General features: G+C 31.5%; 17 protein-coding genes and 5 tRNA genes. All 22 read right to left on the reverse strand.

What is annotated here, in order from left to right; translation table 11 throughout:
* Positions 1-50: 50 nt before the first annotated feature.
* The gene (rpoB, locus tag KI686_RS03925) at positions 51-3,860 is read right to left on the reverse strand and encodes a DNA-directed RNA polymerase subunit beta (protein WP_262913966.1); all 3,810 of its coding nucleotides are present in this window, start codon (positions 3,858-3,860) and stop codon (positions 51-53) included.
* Between the two features lie 146 nt (positions 3,861-4,006).
* Positions 4,007-4,381, reverse strand: a complete 375-nt coding sequence (gene rplL / locus KI686_RS03930) for a 50S ribosomal protein L7/L12 (RefSeq protein ID WP_237587969.1) — start codon at positions 4,379-4,381, stop codon at positions 4,007-4,009.
* Between the two features lie 47 nt (positions 4,382-4,428).
* Positions 4,429-4,947 carry a 50S ribosomal protein L10 gene (gene rplJ / locus KI686_RS03935; RefSeq protein WP_237587970.1) on the reverse strand — a complete coding sequence of 173 codons (519 nt, stop codon included), beginning with the start codon at positions 4,945-4,947 and terminating at the stop codon, positions 4,429-4,431.
* 19 nt (positions 4,948-4,966) lie between these two features.
* Complete coding sequence (rplA, locus tag KI686_RS03940; RefSeq protein WP_237587971.1) at positions 4,967-5,656, reverse strand: 50S ribosomal protein L1; 690 nt, start codon at positions 5,654-5,656, stop codon at positions 4,967-4,969.
* Positions 5,657-5,676: 20 nt separating this feature from the next.
* Positions 5,677-6,114, reverse strand: coding sequence for a 50S ribosomal protein L11 (gene rplK / locus KI686_RS03945; RefSeq protein WP_237587972.1), 438 nt, complete (start codon positions 6,112-6,114; stop codon positions 5,677-5,679).
* A gap of 71 nt (positions 6,115-6,185) precedes the next feature.
* On the reverse strand, positions 6,186-6,734 hold the full coding sequence (nusG, locus tag KI686_RS03950; RefSeq protein WP_237587973.1) for a transcription termination/antitermination protein NusG: 549 nt from the start codon (positions 6,732-6,734) through the stop codon (positions 6,186-6,188).
* Positions 6,735-6,749: 15 nt separating this feature from the next.
* Positions 6,750-6,938 carry a preprotein translocase subunit SecE gene (secE, locus tag KI686_RS03955; RefSeq protein ID WP_237587974.1) on the reverse strand — a complete coding sequence of 63 codons (189 nt, stop codon included), beginning with the start codon at positions 6,936-6,938 and terminating at the stop codon, positions 6,750-6,752.
* A gap of 18 nt (positions 6,939-6,956) precedes the next feature.
* A tRNA-Trp gene (locus KI686_RS03960) sits at positions 6,957-7,028 on the reverse strand.
* Positions 7,029-7,109: 81 nt separating this feature from the next.
* On the reverse strand, positions 7,110-8,297 hold the full coding sequence (tuf, locus tag KI686_RS03965; protein ID WP_237587975.1) for an elongation factor Tu: 1,188 nt from the start codon (positions 8,295-8,297) through the stop codon (positions 7,110-7,112).
* Between the two features lie 59 nt (positions 8,298-8,356).
* Positions 8,357-8,429 (reverse strand) — tRNA-Thr (locus KI686_RS03970).
* A 15-nt stretch (positions 8,430-8,444) separates the two neighbouring features.
* Positions 8,445-8,517, reverse strand: a tRNA-Gly gene (locus tag KI686_RS03975).
* Between the two features lie 14 nt (positions 8,518-8,531).
* Positions 8,532-8,613, reverse strand: a tRNA-Tyr gene (locus KI686_RS03980).
* Between the two features lie 37 nt (positions 8,614-8,650).
* A tRNA-Thr gene (locus KI686_RS03985) sits at positions 8,651-8,724 on the reverse strand.
* A gap of 105 nt (positions 8,725-8,829) precedes the next feature.
* The gene (gene hpf / locus KI686_RS03990; RefSeq protein ID WP_237587976.1) at positions 8,830-9,138 is read right to left on the reverse strand and encodes a ribosome hibernation-promoting factor, HPF/YfiA family; all 309 of its coding nucleotides are present in this window, start codon (positions 9,136-9,138) and stop codon (positions 8,830-8,832) included.
* Complete coding sequence (locus tag KI686_RS03995; protein WP_237588326.1) at positions 9,135-10,031, reverse strand: tyrosine-type recombinase/integrase; 897 nt, start codon at positions 10,029-10,031, stop codon at positions 9,135-9,137. The genes hpf and KI686_RS03995 overlap by 4 nt, the downstream gene beginning before the upstream one ends.
* Before the next feature lie 95 nt (positions 10,032-10,126).
* On the reverse strand, positions 10,127-10,324 hold the full coding sequence (rpsU, locus tag KI686_RS04000) for a 30S ribosomal protein S21 (RefSeq protein ID WP_237587977.1): 198 nt from the start codon (positions 10,322-10,324) through the stop codon (positions 10,127-10,129).
* A 281-nt stretch (positions 10,325-10,605) separates the two neighbouring features.
* A complete protein-coding gene (locus KI686_RS04005; protein WP_237587978.1) occupies positions 10,606-11,772 on the reverse strand; it encodes an acyl-CoA dehydrogenase family protein in 1,167 nt (388 codons plus the stop codon).
* A 20-nt stretch (positions 11,773-11,792) separates the two neighbouring features.
* Complete coding sequence (locus KI686_RS04010; protein WP_237587979.1) at positions 11,793-12,689, reverse strand: helix-hairpin-helix domain-containing protein; 897 nt, start codon at positions 12,687-12,689, stop codon at positions 11,793-11,795.
* Between the two features lie 11 nt (positions 12,690-12,700).
* Positions 12,701-14,287 carry an alanine/glycine:cation symporter family protein gene (locus KI686_RS04015; protein ID WP_237587980.1) on the reverse strand — a complete coding sequence of 529 codons (1,587 nt, stop codon included), beginning with the start codon at positions 14,285-14,287 and terminating at the stop codon, positions 12,701-12,703.
* An 89-nt stretch (positions 14,288-14,376) separates the two neighbouring features.
* The gene (locus KI686_RS04020) at positions 14,377-15,276 is read right to left on the reverse strand and encodes an SDR family oxidoreductase (RefSeq protein ID WP_237587981.1); all 900 of its coding nucleotides are present in this window, start codon (positions 15,274-15,276) and stop codon (positions 14,377-14,379) included.
* A 1-nt stretch (position 15,277) separates the two neighbouring features.
* Positions 15,278-16,282, reverse strand: a complete 1,005-nt coding sequence (locus tag KI686_RS04025; RefSeq protein WP_237587982.1) for a potassium channel family protein — start codon at positions 16,280-16,282, stop codon at positions 15,278-15,280.
* A 3-nt stretch (positions 16,283-16,285) separates the two neighbouring features.
* Positions 16,286-16,507, reverse strand: coding sequence for a PspC domain-containing protein (locus KI686_RS04030; RefSeq protein ID WP_237587983.1), 222 nt, complete (start codon positions 16,505-16,507; stop codon positions 16,286-16,288).
* Positions 16,508-16,527: the final 20 nt, after the last annotated feature.

Here is a 16,527-nt window from a genome sequence, read left to right on the forward strand (position 1 = left end):
GGCAGTATTCAACTCACAATTAAAAATTGTGAGTTGGTTACTGAAAAAATTTATTCTTCTAATCTAACGTCTAAACCTAAACCTTTAAGTTCATGCATTAATACGTTAAATGACTCTGGTAAACCTGGTTCTGGCATAGTTTCTCCCTTAACAATACTTTCGTATGTTTTAGCTCTACCCATTACATCATCAGATTTTACAGTTAAGATTTCTCTTAAGATACTTGATGCTCCATATGCTTCAAGTGCCCAAACTTCCATCTCACCAAAACGTTGACCTCCAAATTGAGCTTTACCTCCTAATGGTTGTTGTGTTATTAATGAATAAGGACCAATAGAACGTGCGTGCATCTTATCATCAATCATGTGTCCTAACTTAATCATATAAATAATACCAACAGTTGCTCTTTGATCAAAACGTTTACCTGTTCCTCCATCATATAGGTATGTATGTCCAAATCTTGGTACTCCAGCAGAATCTGTAATCTTATTGATTTCTTCTAAAGAAGCTCCATCAAAAATTGGAGTTGCATACTTAGTCCCTAATTTTTCTCCTGCCCAACCAAGAACAGTTTCATAAATCTGACCAATATTCATACGAGAAGGTACCCCTAATGGATTTAATACAATATCAACAGGTGTTCCGTCTTCTAAGAAAGGCATATCTTCTTGACGAACAATACGTGCAACAATACCTTTATTACCATGACGACCAGCCATTTTATCACCAACTTTTAACTTACGTTTTTTAGCAATATAAATTTTGGCAAGTTTTAAGATTCCTGCAGGTAATTCATCTCCAACAGAAATTGTAAACTTTTGACGACGTAAAGAACCTTGTAAGTCGTTTACTTTAATTTTATAATTGTGAACTAACTCACCAACTAAATCATTTAACTCTTTATCCGTTGTCCAAGAACCTGTTAAGTGAACGTAATCATCAACAGAGTTTAACATCTTAAGAGTATATTTTTTACCTTTTGGTAAAACTTCTTCACCTAAGTCATTATAAACACCTTGAGAAGTTTTTCCACTAATAAGTGTAAATAATTTTTCTATTAAAGTATCTTTTAAGCTCTCAAATTTAGAAACAAAAGAAGCTTCTAAAGTAGCTATCGCTTCTTTATCTCTTAATCTCTTATTTTTATCTTTTAAAGCTCTTTTAAATAACTTTTTATCTATTACAACACCTCTTAATGATGGAGAAGCTTTTAATGATGCGTCTTTAACATCACCAGCTTTATCACCAAAGATAGCACGTAATAATTTTTCTTCTGGAGTTGGATCAGACTCCCCTTTAGGTGTAATTTTACCAATTAAGATATCACCAGGATTAACTTCTGCTCCAATTCTAATCATTCCATTTTCATCTAAATTCTTTGTTGCATCTTCAGAAACATTAGGAATATCATTAGTTAACTCTTCTGTACCTAATTTTGTATCTCTAACATCTAAAGAATATTCATCAACATGAATAGATGTAAATATATCTTCACGAACTACTTTTTCAGAAATTACAATTGCATCCTCAAAGTTATACCCTTTCCAAGGCATAAAGGCTACTTTCATATTTCTACCTAAAGCTAATTCTCCTTTTTGTGTAGCATATCCTTCACAAAGTACTTGTCCTTCTTCTACTCTATCACCTCTTACAACAATAGGTTTAAGGTTGATATTTGTACCTTGGTTTGTTTTTCTAAACTTAATTAAGTTGTAAGAAATTTCATCAGAATCAAAACTAACTTGTCTTTCTTCTTCTGTTCTATCGTACTTAATTGTAATTTTATTTGCATCAACATAAGTAACTTCACCAGCTCCCTCTGCATTAATTAAAATACGAGAATCTTTTGCTACTCTACGCTCTAAACCTGTACCAACAATTGGTGATTCTGGTCTTAATAATGGAACTGCTTGACGCATCATGTTAGATCCCATTAATGCTCTGTTGGCATCATCATGTTCTAAGAAAGGAATTAATGATGCTGAAATAGATGCTATTTGATTAGGAGCAACATCCATATAATCTATCGCATCTGGATTTACCACAGGGAAATCTCCTTCTTCACGAGCAATAACTCTATCTAAAACAAAAGTTCTATCTTCTTTTAATTCTAAATTAGATTGAGCGAATTTCATTCCCTCTTCTTCTTCAGCACTTAAATAAATAGGTTCCTCTTCACTTACAACACCGTTATCTACTTTTCTATAAGGAGTTTCAATAAATCCTAAATTATTCACTTTTGCAAAAACAGAAAGCGAAGAAATTAAACCAATATTAGGTCCCTCTGGTGTTTCAATAGGACATAAACGTCCGTAGTGTGTATAATGAACATCACGCACCTCAAAACCTGCTCTTTCTCTAGATAAACCACCTGGCCCAAGTGCAGATAATCTACGCTTATGAGTTATCTCTGCTAATGGATTTGTTTGATCCATAAACTGAGATAGTTGGTTTGTACCAAAGAATGAGTTAATTACAGATGATAATGTTTTTGCGTTAATTAAATCGATAGGTGTAAAAACTTCGTTATCTCGCACATTCATACGCTCACGGATAGTTCTTGCCATACGAGCTAAACCTACACCAAATTGACCCGCTAACTGTTCTCCTACAGTTCTAACACGTCTGTTTGATAAGTGATCAATATCATCTACCTCTGCTTTAGAATTAATTAACTCAATTAAATATTTAATAATTGTAATAATATCTAACTTTGTTAATACTTTTTGATCAATAGGTTCATTTAATTGAAGTTTAGTATTCATTCTAAAACGACCTACTTCACCTAAATTATATCTTTGTTCAGAAAAGAATAACTTATCTATAATACCTCTTGCAGTCTCCTCATCTGGCGGTTCTGCATTACGTAATTGTCTATAAATGTGCTCTACCGCTTCTTTTTCTGAATTGGTAGGGTCTTTTTGTAATGTATTATGAATAATCGCATAATCTGCCATATCGTTATCTTCTTTATGAAGTAAAACGGTTTTAGCACCTGCGTCAATTATTTCATCAATATGTTCTTTATCTAAAATTGTATCACGGTCAAAAACGATCTCGTTTCTTTCAATAGATACAACCTCTCCTGTATCTTCATCCACAAAATCTTCATGCCAAGTTTTTAAAACTCTAGCCGCTAATTTGCGTCCTAATACTTTCTTTAATCCAGCTTTAGAAACTTTAACTTCTTCTGCAAGGTCAAAAATCTCTAAAATATCTTTATCTCTTTCAAAACCTATGGCTCTGAATAATGTTGTTACTGGTAATTTTTTCTTTCTATCAATATAAGCATACATTACTTGATTGATATCTGTAGCAAATTCTATCCAAGAACCCTTAAAAGGAATTACTCTTGCAGAATATAACTTTGTTCCATTAGCATGGAAAGATTGCCCAAAAAACACACCTGGTGATCTATGCAATTGTGAAACTACAACACGCTCTGCTCCGTTTATAACAAAAGTACCAGAGTTGGTCATATAAGGAATTGTACCAAGATATACATCTTGTACAATCGTTTCAAAATCTTCGTGTTCTGGGTCTGTACAATATAGCTTTAGACGCGCTTTTAAAGGCACACTATGTGTTAACCCTCTCTCAATACATTCTTGAATTGAATATCTTGGTGGGTCTACAAAGTAGTCTAAAAATTCTAATACAAATTGATTTCTTGTATCTGTAATTGGAAAGTTGTCCATGAAGGTTTTGTACAAACCTTCTTCTCCTCTTTCTTCTGCTTTTGTTTGAAGTTGGAAAAAATCTTGGAAAGATTTTACCTGAATATCCAAGAAATCTGGATATTCTTTAATCATTTGAGAAGTTGCGAAGTTGATTCTTTCAGTAGTGTTTTTCGTTGCCAAAAGAGAATATATTTTTGATTAAAATCTGAATTAAAATAAAGAACGAATATATACACAAAATGGTTTAGGTCTAGAAAAATAATTTTCTAGTACCTAAACCTAAATTTGTTTTCCCGTTATAACTTAGTATATCCGGGATTAGTAGCTTACTTAAGCTCTACTTCAGCTCCAGCCTCTTCTAAAGATTTTTTAAGACCTTCAGCCTCATCTTTAGAGATACCTTCTTTTACTGCTGCAGGAGCGCTATCTACGATACCTTTAGCTTCTTTTAATCCTAAACCAGTTAATTCTTTAACTAATTTTACAACTGCTAATTTAGAACCTCCAGCTGCTTTTAATATAACGTCAAACTCAGTTTGCTCGTCTGCTGCATCATCTCCTCCTGCTGCAGGACCTGCTACTGCTACTGCCGCTGCTGCTGGCTCAATACCGTACTCTTCTTTTAAAATAGTAGCTAATTCATTAACCTCTTTTACAGTTAAGTTAACTAATTGCTCTGCGAAATCTTTTAATTCTGCCATTTTAATTGTTTTTTTAATTTTTTATTATAGTTTATTTGTGCGCGAAATTATTTTTCAGATAAAGTTTTAATAATACCTGAAAGTGTTTGACCACCTGATTGTAATGCTGAAATAACATTTTTAGCTGGTGATTGTAATAATCCAATGATTTCTCCAATTAACTCTTCTCTAGATTTAATATCTACTAAAGCATCTAATTGTTCATCTCCGATGTAAACAGATTCTTCTGCAAATGCACCTTTTAAAAGAGGTTTATTTTTAGTTTTCTTTCTGAATTCTTTGATTAATTTTGCTGGAGCGTTAGCCGCTTCAGAAATCATCATAGAAGTATTACCTTTTAATACTGTTGGTAAGTCTCCAAACTCTTTGTCTGAAGCCTCCATTGCTTTTGCAAGTAAAGTATTTTTAACAACTGATAACTGTACACCTGCTTTAAAACAAGCTCTACGTAAATTAGAAGTTGTTTGTGCATCTAATCCAGAAATATCTGCTAAATACACTGTATTTGTATCTGCTAATACTGCTGTTAAATCTTCTATTACTTGTGATTTCTCTTCTCTAGTCATAATTATAAGTTTTAACGTATTAAACAGCTTTTACATCAACAGCAATACTAGGACTCATTGTACTAGACATAAAAACGCTTTTTACATACGTTCCTTTTGCCGTTGTTGGTTTCAATTTAATAATAGTTTGTATTAACTCGTTTGCATTTTCTTCAATTTTCTTAGCATCAAAAGATACTTTTCCGATTGCAGCATGAACGATACCTGTTTTATCTACTTTAAAATCGATTTTACCAGCTTTTACATCTGCAACAGCTTTTGCAATATCCATTGTTACTGTACCTGTTTTTGGGTTTGGCATTAAACCTCTAGGACCTAAAATTCTTCCTAAAGGACCTAATTTACCCATAACACTTGGCATAGTAATAATTACATCTACATCTGTCCAACCTCCTTTAATTTTTTGAAGGTACTCATCTAATCCTACATAATCTGCACCTGCTTCTTTTGCTTCTGCTTCCTTATCTGGAGTTACTAATGCTAAAACTTTTACATCTTTACCTGTTCCGTGTGGTAATGTTACAACCCCACGAACCATTTGATTAGCTTTACGAGGATCTACTCCTAAACGTATTGCTATGTCTACTGATGCATCAAACTTTACATTAGTAATGTCTTTGACTAGCGATGAAGCTGCTGCTAAATCGTAAAATTTAGAACGATCTAATTTTGCATGAGCTTCTTTTTGCTTTTTTGTTAATTTTGCCATTTTACTACTTTTTATAAAGTTTATGCTGGTGCATCACCTTTTACTGTTAATCCCATAGAACGAGCTGTACCTGCAATCATACGCATTGCTGAAGAAATTTCAAAAGCATTTAAATCTGCCATTTTGTCTTCTGCAATAACTTTAATTTGATCCCAAGTAACCGATGCTACTTTCTTTCTGTTTGGTTCTCCTGAACCCTTTTTAATCTTGGCTGCTTCTAGTAACTGAACTGCTGCAGGAGGAGTTTTTACAACAAAATCAAACGATTTGTCTTTAAAAACAGTTATAACAACAGGTAATACTTTACCTTGTTTGTCTTGCGTTCTCGCATTAAACTGTTTACAAAACTCCATAATGTTAACACCAGCAGCTCCTAAAGCAGGTCCAACCGGCGGCGATGGATTCGCTGCGCCTCCCTTTACTTGTAATTTAACTACTTTACTAACTTCTTTTGCCATTTTAAAAATGTTTAATAATTTGCTTTAATTTGGAAGCTTAAAACAAATTGGTATATATATTTGTGTAACAATTATATCTTTTCTACTTGCATATAACTTAATTCTAATGGTGTTTTTCTTCCGAAAATCTTTACCATTACCTCAAGTTTACGCCTTTCTTCATTTACTTTTTCAATAATACCATCAAATCCGTTGAATGGACCATCTACTACTTTTACAGTCTCTCCTATATTAAAAGGGATTGCTATATTTTCTTCTTGAACAGAAAGCTCATCAACCTTACCTAACATTCTGTTTACTTCTGATTTTCTCATAGGAACAGGCTCACCACCTTTAGTCTCCCCTAAAAAACCTATAACACCTGTAATACCTTTAATAACGTGAGGCACTTCTCCTGAAAGGTTAGCCTCAACCATTATATAACCTGGAAAGTAAACTCTCTCTCTATTAACTTTTTTTCCGTTTCTAATTTGAATTACTTTTTCTGTAGGTACTATAACTTGACTTACATAATCTGACAACCCTACTCTAGAAATTTCTGTTTCTATATAAGCTTTAACTTTATTTTCTTGCCCACCAATGGCTCTTACAACATACCATTTCATCACTGAATCAGCCATAATTTATTTTGCTTTTTAAAATAATTTAAAAAAGTTATCTAACCCTGTCTGAAAAACATAATCTATACCAGCAACAGCTAATGCAAATAAAATTGTAAAAACAGCTACAGTTACAGTTGATTTTTGAGCTTCTTCTTTAGAAATCCACGTCATGTGGTTACTTAATTCTTCAAAAGAGTCTTTAATATATTGTATAAAGTTCATATTACTTATATATTTTTGCACGGGCGGAGAGATTCGAACTCCCGACAGCTGGTTTTGGAAACCAGTGCTCTACCGCTGAACTACGCCCGTTTCTTTTTTCATTGATAAAGGCGTTCCGTTAAAAACGAAACACCCTTATAATTTATAAAATTAACAAACTAATCCTTAAGATTAATCTAATAATTCTGTTACCTGACCTGCTCCTACAGTTCTACCTCCTTCACGGATAGCGAAACGTAAACCAACATTTAAAGCGATTGGCTGAATTAAGTCTACAGTAATTGTTAAGTTATCTCCAGGCATTACCATTTCAATACCTTCTGGTAAGTTAATAGTACCTGTTACATCCGTAGTTCTTACATAGAACTGTGGACGGTAATTATTATGGAATGGAGTGTGACGTCCACCTTCTTCTTTTTTAAGAACATAAACCTCTGCTTTAAACTTAGCGTGAGGAGTTACAGAACCTGGCTTACAGATTACCATACCTCTTTTAATATCTTCTTTTGCAATACCTCTTAATAAGATACCTGCGTTATCTCCTGCCTCACCTCTATCTAAGATTTGACGGAACATTTCAATCCCTGTAATAGTAGAAGACATTTTTTCTGCTCCCATACCAATAATATCTACAACATCCCCAGTGTTAGCAATACCAGTTTCAATACGACCTGTAGCTACAGTTCCACGACCAGTAATAGAAAATACATCCTCAACTGGCATTAAGAAATCTTTATCAACTTCTCTTAATGGCTCCTCAATCCACGCATCACAAGCATCCATTAATTCCATTACAGTATCAACCCATTTTTGCTCACCGTTAAGTGCTCCTAAAGCTGAACCAGAAACAACAGGACCATTATCTCCATCATAATCATAAAAAGATAATAATTCTCTAACCTCCATATCAACTAACTCTAAAAGCTCTTCATCATCAACCATATCAACTTTGTTTAAGAAAACAACGATACGAGGAATACCTACCTGACGACCTAATAAGATATGCTCTCTAGTTTGAGGCATAGGACCATCTGTAGCAGCAACAACTAAAATTGCACCATCCATTTGAGCAGCACCAGTTACCATGTTCTTCACATAATCCGCGTGACCTGGACAGTCTACGTGAGCATAGTGACGTTTAGCAGTTTGATACTCTACGTGAGATGTATTAATTGTAATACCTCTTTCTTTTTCTTCTGGAGCGTTATCGATTTGATCAAAATCTTTTGCTTCCGATAATCCTGCATCAGCTAAAACTTTCGTAATAGCAGCAGTTAAAGTTGTTTTACCGTGATCTACGTGTCCGATAGTACCAATGTTTAAGTGTGGTTTCGAACGGTCAAAAGTTCCCTTTGCCATGATTATTAATTTTAATTCTTAGTTTAAATATATTTAGTGTCTAATAACAATTATAAATGAGCCAGCGATGAGACTTGAACTCACGACCTCATCCCTACCAAGGATGCGCTCTACCAACTGAGCTACACCGGCTTGTTGGCAATTTAGAGCGAAAGACCGGGTTCGAACCGGCGACATTCAGCTTGGAAGGCTGACGCTCTACCAACTGAGCTACTTTCGCAATATGTAAATTTGTGGGGAGAGCAGGATTCGAACCTGCGAAGACATAGTCAACGGAGTTACAGTCCGTCCTCGTTGGCCGCTTGAGTATCTCCCCGATAAATTTACTATTTTAATGAACTTTTTTATTCTTGAGCCGATGGAGGGACTCGAACCCACGACCTGCTGATTACAAATCAGCTGCTCTAGCCAGCTGAGCTACATCGGCTTTTGTTTAAAAAAACAACCCGCTATTTCTAACGGATTGCAAATGTATAAAGTTTTTTCAATTATCAAAAACTTTTTTAATATTTTTTTTATTTTTTTTTCATTTTTATGAAATCAAAGAATCTCTAAGCTTTTCTTTAGACCTTTTAAGCTGTCTTTTTAAGTTATCAACCGCAGAGTTTACGCCCTCTTCAAAGGTTTTTGTTTCTCTTTTGACAATTAATTCGCTTCCAGGGATATTTATCTTAACTTCTGTAATTTTATTTTCTTTATCACTCGTTTTTTGAACTTTTAAAAAAACTTCTGCATCTACAATCTTATCATGAAACTTTGTTAATGTTTCAACTTTCTCCTCTGTAAACTTAATTAACTCTTTATCTGCATTAAAATTAACTGATTGAACGTATACTTTCATATGTTATTCTTTTTACTGCTCCTAGGGTGAGCTTTGTTATACACTTTTTTTATCGCATCAAGACTATTATTTGTATAGACTTGAGTTGAAGCTAAAGAAGAATGCCCTAACAACTCTTTAACTGAATTTAAGCTTGCCCCTTCATTTAGCAAATGAGTTGCAAAAGAATGTCTTAAAATATGTGGACTTTTCTTTTCTTTTGAAGAGACTTTACTAAAGTAAGAATTTATAACTCTGTAAACAAGAGTTTCATATATTTTATTTCCTTTTTCTGTTACAAAAAGGTTGTCTGAATCTTTTTTAATATCTTTTTTTAGACGTAAATAATGTATTAAAGTTTCTGTTACAGAATTAAGTAACGGCACAAACCGCTCTTTATTTCTTTTTCCTAAGACTTTAATTTTTTTTTCAGAAACATCTACATCAATCTCTCTTATATTTATTAACTCTATTCTTCTAATTCCTGTTGAATAAAATAACTCTACAATCAATTTATTACGAACTGACACAAAATCATCTTTTAAGCCAATTTCTTCGATAACCTTATCTACTTCTTTTGATGTAAAAGGAACCTGAATCTTTTTTTCTGTTTTTAACGCTCTATGCTTTGCTAACGGACTTACTTTAATTTGATGCGTTTTTTGTAAAAATTTATAAAAAGACTTTAAAGAACTTACCTTTCTATTAATCGATCTATTTGATAAGTTTAAATTTACTAAATAAACAATCCAACCTCTTATCTGATTGTAGTTTACATCTACTAAACTTTCTTGCTCTAATTCTGTAACTAAATAATCTCTAAATGAGATTAAATCATTTTTATAAGCCGTTACAGTATGGACAGAATATTTTTTTTCTAATGATAGATATTCTAAAAAAGATGTAATCAAAATGTAAAATTTATTTAAGTAAAACTACAAAATAATAGCGACAAAAAAACTCGTATTGAATATTCAATACGAGTTTTATAATTTAATTGAAGTTATTTCTAACCTACTTCTTCTTGTGTTCTTAATTTCTGAACGTAAGAAGCTTTAATTCTTTGAGCTCTATTAGCTACTGAAGGTTTCGTGAAATTCTTTCTAGCACGTAAGTTTTTCATCGTTTTAGTACGATCAAATTTTCTCTTATAACGTTTTAACGCTCTATCGATATTTTCTCCCTCTTTTACAGGTATAATTAACATAAGTTGGCACCTCCCTTCATAGTCTCTTTATATATTTTGAATAGTTTACTAAACTATTGGTTTTATTTTTCGGACTGCAAAGATACTTATAAATTATTAATTGACAATTAGTATTTTATAAAAAATAAATAATTCTTTTAAATGAATAAATATGTTAAACAACATATTCTAAATATTATTTATCAACTTTAATATAGAAGTACAATATTTATTATCTTCTAATCTGCATTAAGCTAAAAGAATAATTAATTAAATATACTTTTTAAAAGAAATCAAAAAAACTATGTTGACGGTTTGTATTCTTTACCATCTATAACCATTTTAGCTATAATTTCTTTTAAAATTTCTGATGTTCCTCCACCAATAGGACCTAATCTACTATCTCTTAACAAACGCGCCATTGGATATTCTTCCATATAACCATAACCTCCTAAAAGCTGTAGCGCATCATAAATAACCTCATCTGCCATTTTAGTAGAAAGCAATTTAGACATGCTTGCCTCTTTTACTACGTACTGACCTCCGTCTAACCTTCTAGTAATTGAATAATTATATTCTCTACACATATCTACTCTACTAGCCATTTCTGCTATTTTATGCCTTAATGCCTGAAATTTATCTAAAGATTTACCAAAAGCAACTCTTTCTTCCATATATTTAATAGCATAATCTAATGCATATTCTGCTCTGGCATGAGCATTTACTCCCATTAATAATCTTTCTAAAGCAAAATGCTGCATTATATAAGGAAAACCTTTTCCTTCTTCACCCAACAAGTTTTCTGCTGGTATTTCTACATTATCGAACGCTATCTCACCTGTATCAGATGCTTTCCATCCTAATTTATTTAATTTTGTAGCAGAAACACCTTTTGATTTTCTATCAACAATAAAAATACTGATTCCTTTATATTTATCTGATGGATTTGTTTTGGCCGCTACTATTAAATAATCCGAATACACACCATTTGTAATAAATGTTTTAGATCCATTTAATATATATTTATCTCCTGTTTTTACAGCAGTAGACCTCATTCCTGCAACATCAGAACCTCCAAAAGGCTCTGTAATACATAAGCAACCTATTAAGTCTCCATTTACACTTGGCTCTAAATATTTTTTCTTTTGTAAATGATTACCTTCTTTATTTAAATGAGTCATTGCTAAATATTCATGCGCCCACATAGCTGCTGCAAATCCGCAAGAATTTATTTTTTGCATTTCTTCAAGAAAAACAACCGTATAAAACAAATCTAGATCAAGACCTCCATATTCTTCTGGAGTGGATAAGCCAAAATATCCCATTTCTCCAAATTTTTTCCAAATGAATCGTTCTATAGTTCCTGTTTTTTCCCAGGTGTCTATATGAGGAACTACTTCTTTCTGTAAAAATTCTTTGAAACTAGCACGAAAATTATCGTGTTCTTCAGTAAAATACATACTGTTCATTAGGCTAGAAATTTATTTGTTTATTTAGCCTGCAAATATAAGGTTATTCTATCATACAAATCCAAAGGAAAATCCTTGATGTTTTTTAATTCTGATATATTTTGCAGTTCTGCTACTTCGTCTCTGTAATTAAAAATCTTTTTACATAACTCATAATCTACATATGGATTTTTCAATAATTCTTTGAATTCCATAGTATTTACATTCATTTTTTTTATGTTAGGCTTTTTTGTGATACTAAAAACTTCCCATAATTTATCTGCCACTTCTTTATCTAGTCCCCAAACTTCTAAAAGTTGCTCTTTAAAAGAAAATCCTTGTAATTTAGAACGATACTTAATAATTCTTTTAGAAAAAACTAAACCAATTCCGTTGATAGTCATTAAATCTTCTATTGTTGCTTCATTTATATCTGTCGTTGATAAAACTATTTTATTTTTATTGATTTTATCCTTAGACGTAAATTTATTAGAGACATTTTTATTTTTTGAGTTTTTCTCTAACACCCAATCTGGAAATTTAAAATAAGGAGATATTTGATTTAATAATGAATCTGAAACTTTAGTAATTTTTTGAAATTCTTCTTTTGAGTTTACAAATTTATTTGTTTTTCTAAAAGACAACAATCTATCAATTTCATCTAAAGACATCCCTAGCTGTTCTCCTTTATAATCTGTAATATAATTAGGATTGAAAGGGTAAATTTTTGGCTTTCTATTATAAATTTCTACCCCTCTTAAACTATCTATTTGTTTTTGTAAAAACAATACTTCTGTATCACTTGTTTCTTCTATAATTTCTCCATTAAAAACATCAAAAAAAATAAAGCCTTGAAATAATATAATTATAGACACCAATAAAAAAATCCCATTTCTTTGGCTTTTGTTATACCAGAAATGGGATTTTAATATTTTCATTATATTATTTTTTATGCCTGACTACTTTTAATAGCACTCATATATTTTTTTAATTCTTCTTTTACTTTAGGAGCTAAAATAACTAAACCTACCATATTTGGAACCATCATTGCAAATACCATTGCATCAGAGAAACCAATTACAGAGCCTAAACTTGCTGCTGCACCAATTACAACAAATACACAAAAAATAACTTTATAAGTATATTCCATTTTTTTAGATCTACCAAATAGATACACCCAACCTTGAAAACCGTAGTAAGACCAAGATATCATAGAACTAAAGGCAAATAAAACAACCGCAACTGTTAACACATACGGAAACCAAGAAATTGCAGACTCAAATGCACCAGAAGTTAATAAAATTGCTTGTGCATCATTTAAAGAAGCATTTTCTGCTGCCACATTACCAGTGATAATTAAAACTAAGGCCGTCATTGTACAAACTACAACTGTATCAATAAAAGGCTCTAATAACGCAACCATACCTTCACTTGCTGCATATTTTGTTTTTACTGCAGAATGCGCAATAGATGCAGAACCAATACCAGCTTCGTTAGAGAAAGCTGCTCTTCTAAAACCTTGTACTAACACCCCTACAGCACCACCAGCAATTCCTTCTGGACTAAATGCTCCTGAGAATATTTGACCAAAAGCATCACCAATCATATTAAAATTAGCAAAAATTACAAATAAAGCAGCACCTACATAAATTGCTACCATAAAAGGAACAATTTTATCTGTTACTTTAGCAATCTTTTTAATACCACCTATAATTACAATACCAACAAGTATAGACATAATTAAACCAAATAACCAACCTTTACCTGCTAATACAGATTCTGAACCACCTGTAATATTTTGCACTAATTGAAAAGCTTGATTTACTTGAAACATGTTTCCACCTCCAAAAGATCCTCCAATTACAAAAATTGCAAAAGCTCCTGCTAAAATTTTTCCAAGTGTCTTATTTTTTAAACCTTTGGTTAAATAATACATTGGTCCTCCATAAACAGTTCCGTCTGCTTCAATATCTCTATACTTTACACCTAAAGTACATTCAACAAACTTAGAAGCCATTCCTAAAAAACCTGCAATAATCATCCAAAAAGTAGCTCCTGCTCCACCAATTGAAACTGCAATAGCAACCCCAGCAATATTTCCCAAACCTACTGTTGCAGACAAAGCTGCTGTTAAAGCTTGAAAATGTGAAACCTCTCCACTATGACCTTCTACTCTTATAGTATCTGGATTATCTTCTTCATCAGTAAACTTAGATTTAGAAATTTCTACTTTATGATCTTCTCTATCCTCTAAACTATCATATTTACCTCTAACAATATTAATAGATGTAAAAAAACCTTTAAAGTTGATAAAATTGAAATAAAATGTAAAATAAGTAGCTCCTAAAATTAGCGGGAATAATACCCAATATATACTAACTGTATCTGAAAAAGGAATTTGGTAAAATATAAAGTTTACAAACCAACCTGTAGCATTACCAAATGCTTCATCTATTTGTTGATCTAACCCTTTTTCTTGGGCAAATGTTAATATTGGCGCTGCTAAAAGCAACATTGAAAGAAGTCTTTTCTTCATAATAATTGTATTGTTAGTTTTTCAATTAGTAGCCTGCAAGATGCTAAAAAAATGCTTTTTCTACAACTTTTACGCGTTAAAAGTAAATTTTATATTAAGGTTTCTTTAAATCTGTATAAATCTTCTTTAAATGACTTTGGATAAAATTCTAATTTTTTATTGGTTTTAGATAAATCAAAACCTGTTTTTGGTGGTCTTGAAGCTCTTTGGTTTAAAGTTGTTGTAGATATTGGTTTGATTAAACTTTTATCTAATTTAAAAACCTCTGCAATTTGTTGTGCAATTTCATAAATACTTAATAAAGTATTTGATGAAATATTGTAAATCCCTGTTGCTTTTTTATCCATAGAAATTTTGCAAGCCATCGCTAAATCTTCTACATAAGTAGGCATTCTATATTGATCATTAACAATTGTAATTTCTTTTGCTTCGGCAAGCATACTCCTAACCCATAAAACAATATTATTACGAGACATATCAAACACTTTACCGTAAACCAAAATGGTTCTTAAAATTGTATAATCTATTTCTGTTTTAACCAACACTTCTTCTGATCTCAATTTAGACAATCCATAATAACTTAAAGGGTTTGCTTCATCAGTTTCTTTATAATAACCTTTTTTACCATCAAAAATAAAATCTGTTGAAATATGGATTAGTTGCGCATTTATCTCTTTAGAAACCTCTGCCAACCATTTTACAACTGTTACATTTAATAAATCGCAAGCTTCTTTGTTTGTTTCACAATCGTCTACTTGCGTCATTGCAGCCGTATTTATTATAAAGTCTGGCTTAATGTTAAATAAGTTTTCTTTTAAATCGTTTTCTTTTGTAATATCGATAGAAACATAATTAAAATCTTCTTTTCCACTTCTATTAATCCCTCTAGAAAAACCATAAACTTTATATTTATCTTTCTCTTTTAATAATAGATTCAATAAAGATTGCCCTAACAATCCGTTACTACCCGTAATAACAACTTTTATCATTCTAAAATAATTCTCTTAATTTCATTATTTGATTTGGCCTACCTAATACTATTAAATAAGACCCTTTTATTAATTTACAATCAGACTCTGGATTGATAATATAATTTTTATCTGGCCCTCTATAGCCTATTACTGTACAACCTGTTTGTTTTCTTAAGTCTAAATCTAATATGGTTCTGTCTATATATTTTTCTGGCAAATCGTTTACGTAAATTTCTTCTAAATTAGCTGTAGTTTCTCCTTCTATAGTTAATCTATCTACAAATTCTATTACATCTGGTGTTGTAACTAAAGACGCCATGTGATCTCCACCAAGTTTATCTGGCATAATTACATTACTTGCACCTGCAAATTTTAATTTACTATAAGAGGTTTCATTAGATGCTCTACTTATAATTTTACAATTTTTATTTAATTGATTTGCTGTTAAAACTACAAATAGGTTGTTTGCATCAGATGGTAATGCTGTTATTAAAAAAGCGGCTTTATCTATACCTGCACTTAATAAGGTTTCATCTAAAGTTGCATCTCCATTAATATTTAAAAGACCTTCAGAATCTATTAATTCAGACATTTCTTTGCTTTTTTCTACAACAACAAAATCTTTATTATAATTTTTCAACTTTAAAATTGCCTGTTTTCCATTTCTTCCATAACCACAAACAATGGTATGCCCTTTTAAATTTGCTATTTGCTTTTCCACTTTTCTTTGTTTAAAATGTTCAAATAATTTACCACTAACCAGATATTCTGAAAACGAAGAAACTGCATATCCAAAAATGGAAATACTGGTTAAAATTAAAAATATAGTAAAAATTTTTTCTGCAGGAGTAAATGGTTGCACTTCTCCAAAACCAACCGTAGTAATTGTTATAACTGTTTGATAAAATGCATCAATAAAAGTATAACCAGATAATAGAATGTAACCTAAAGTTCCTACAGATATTATTAAAACTACCAGAAACAAGGTCTTATTTATTCTAGAATCTAATACTTTTACTTTCATATATTACAAATCAAAAACAGAGCTTCTTTTGGTATAAAGCATGTCTTTTAGTTTTAACAAAAAAGCCAAAGTTAAATAAAAACCAAACCACAAACCTACCGTTACAAAAGTTATGTAAATAAAAAACAAACGCACATTTGTTGCTCTCATACCTATTCTATCTGCTAATCTAGAAGATACATGAAAACCATTTCTTTCAAAAAAATACCGAATACTATTTATCACTTTTCTAAAAAATATATTAA

Source organism: Polaribacter sargassicola (assembly GCF_021991835.1).
Lineage (GTDB): Bacteria > Bacteroidota > Bacteroidia > Flavobacteriales > Flavobacteriaceae > Polaribacter > Polaribacter sargassicola.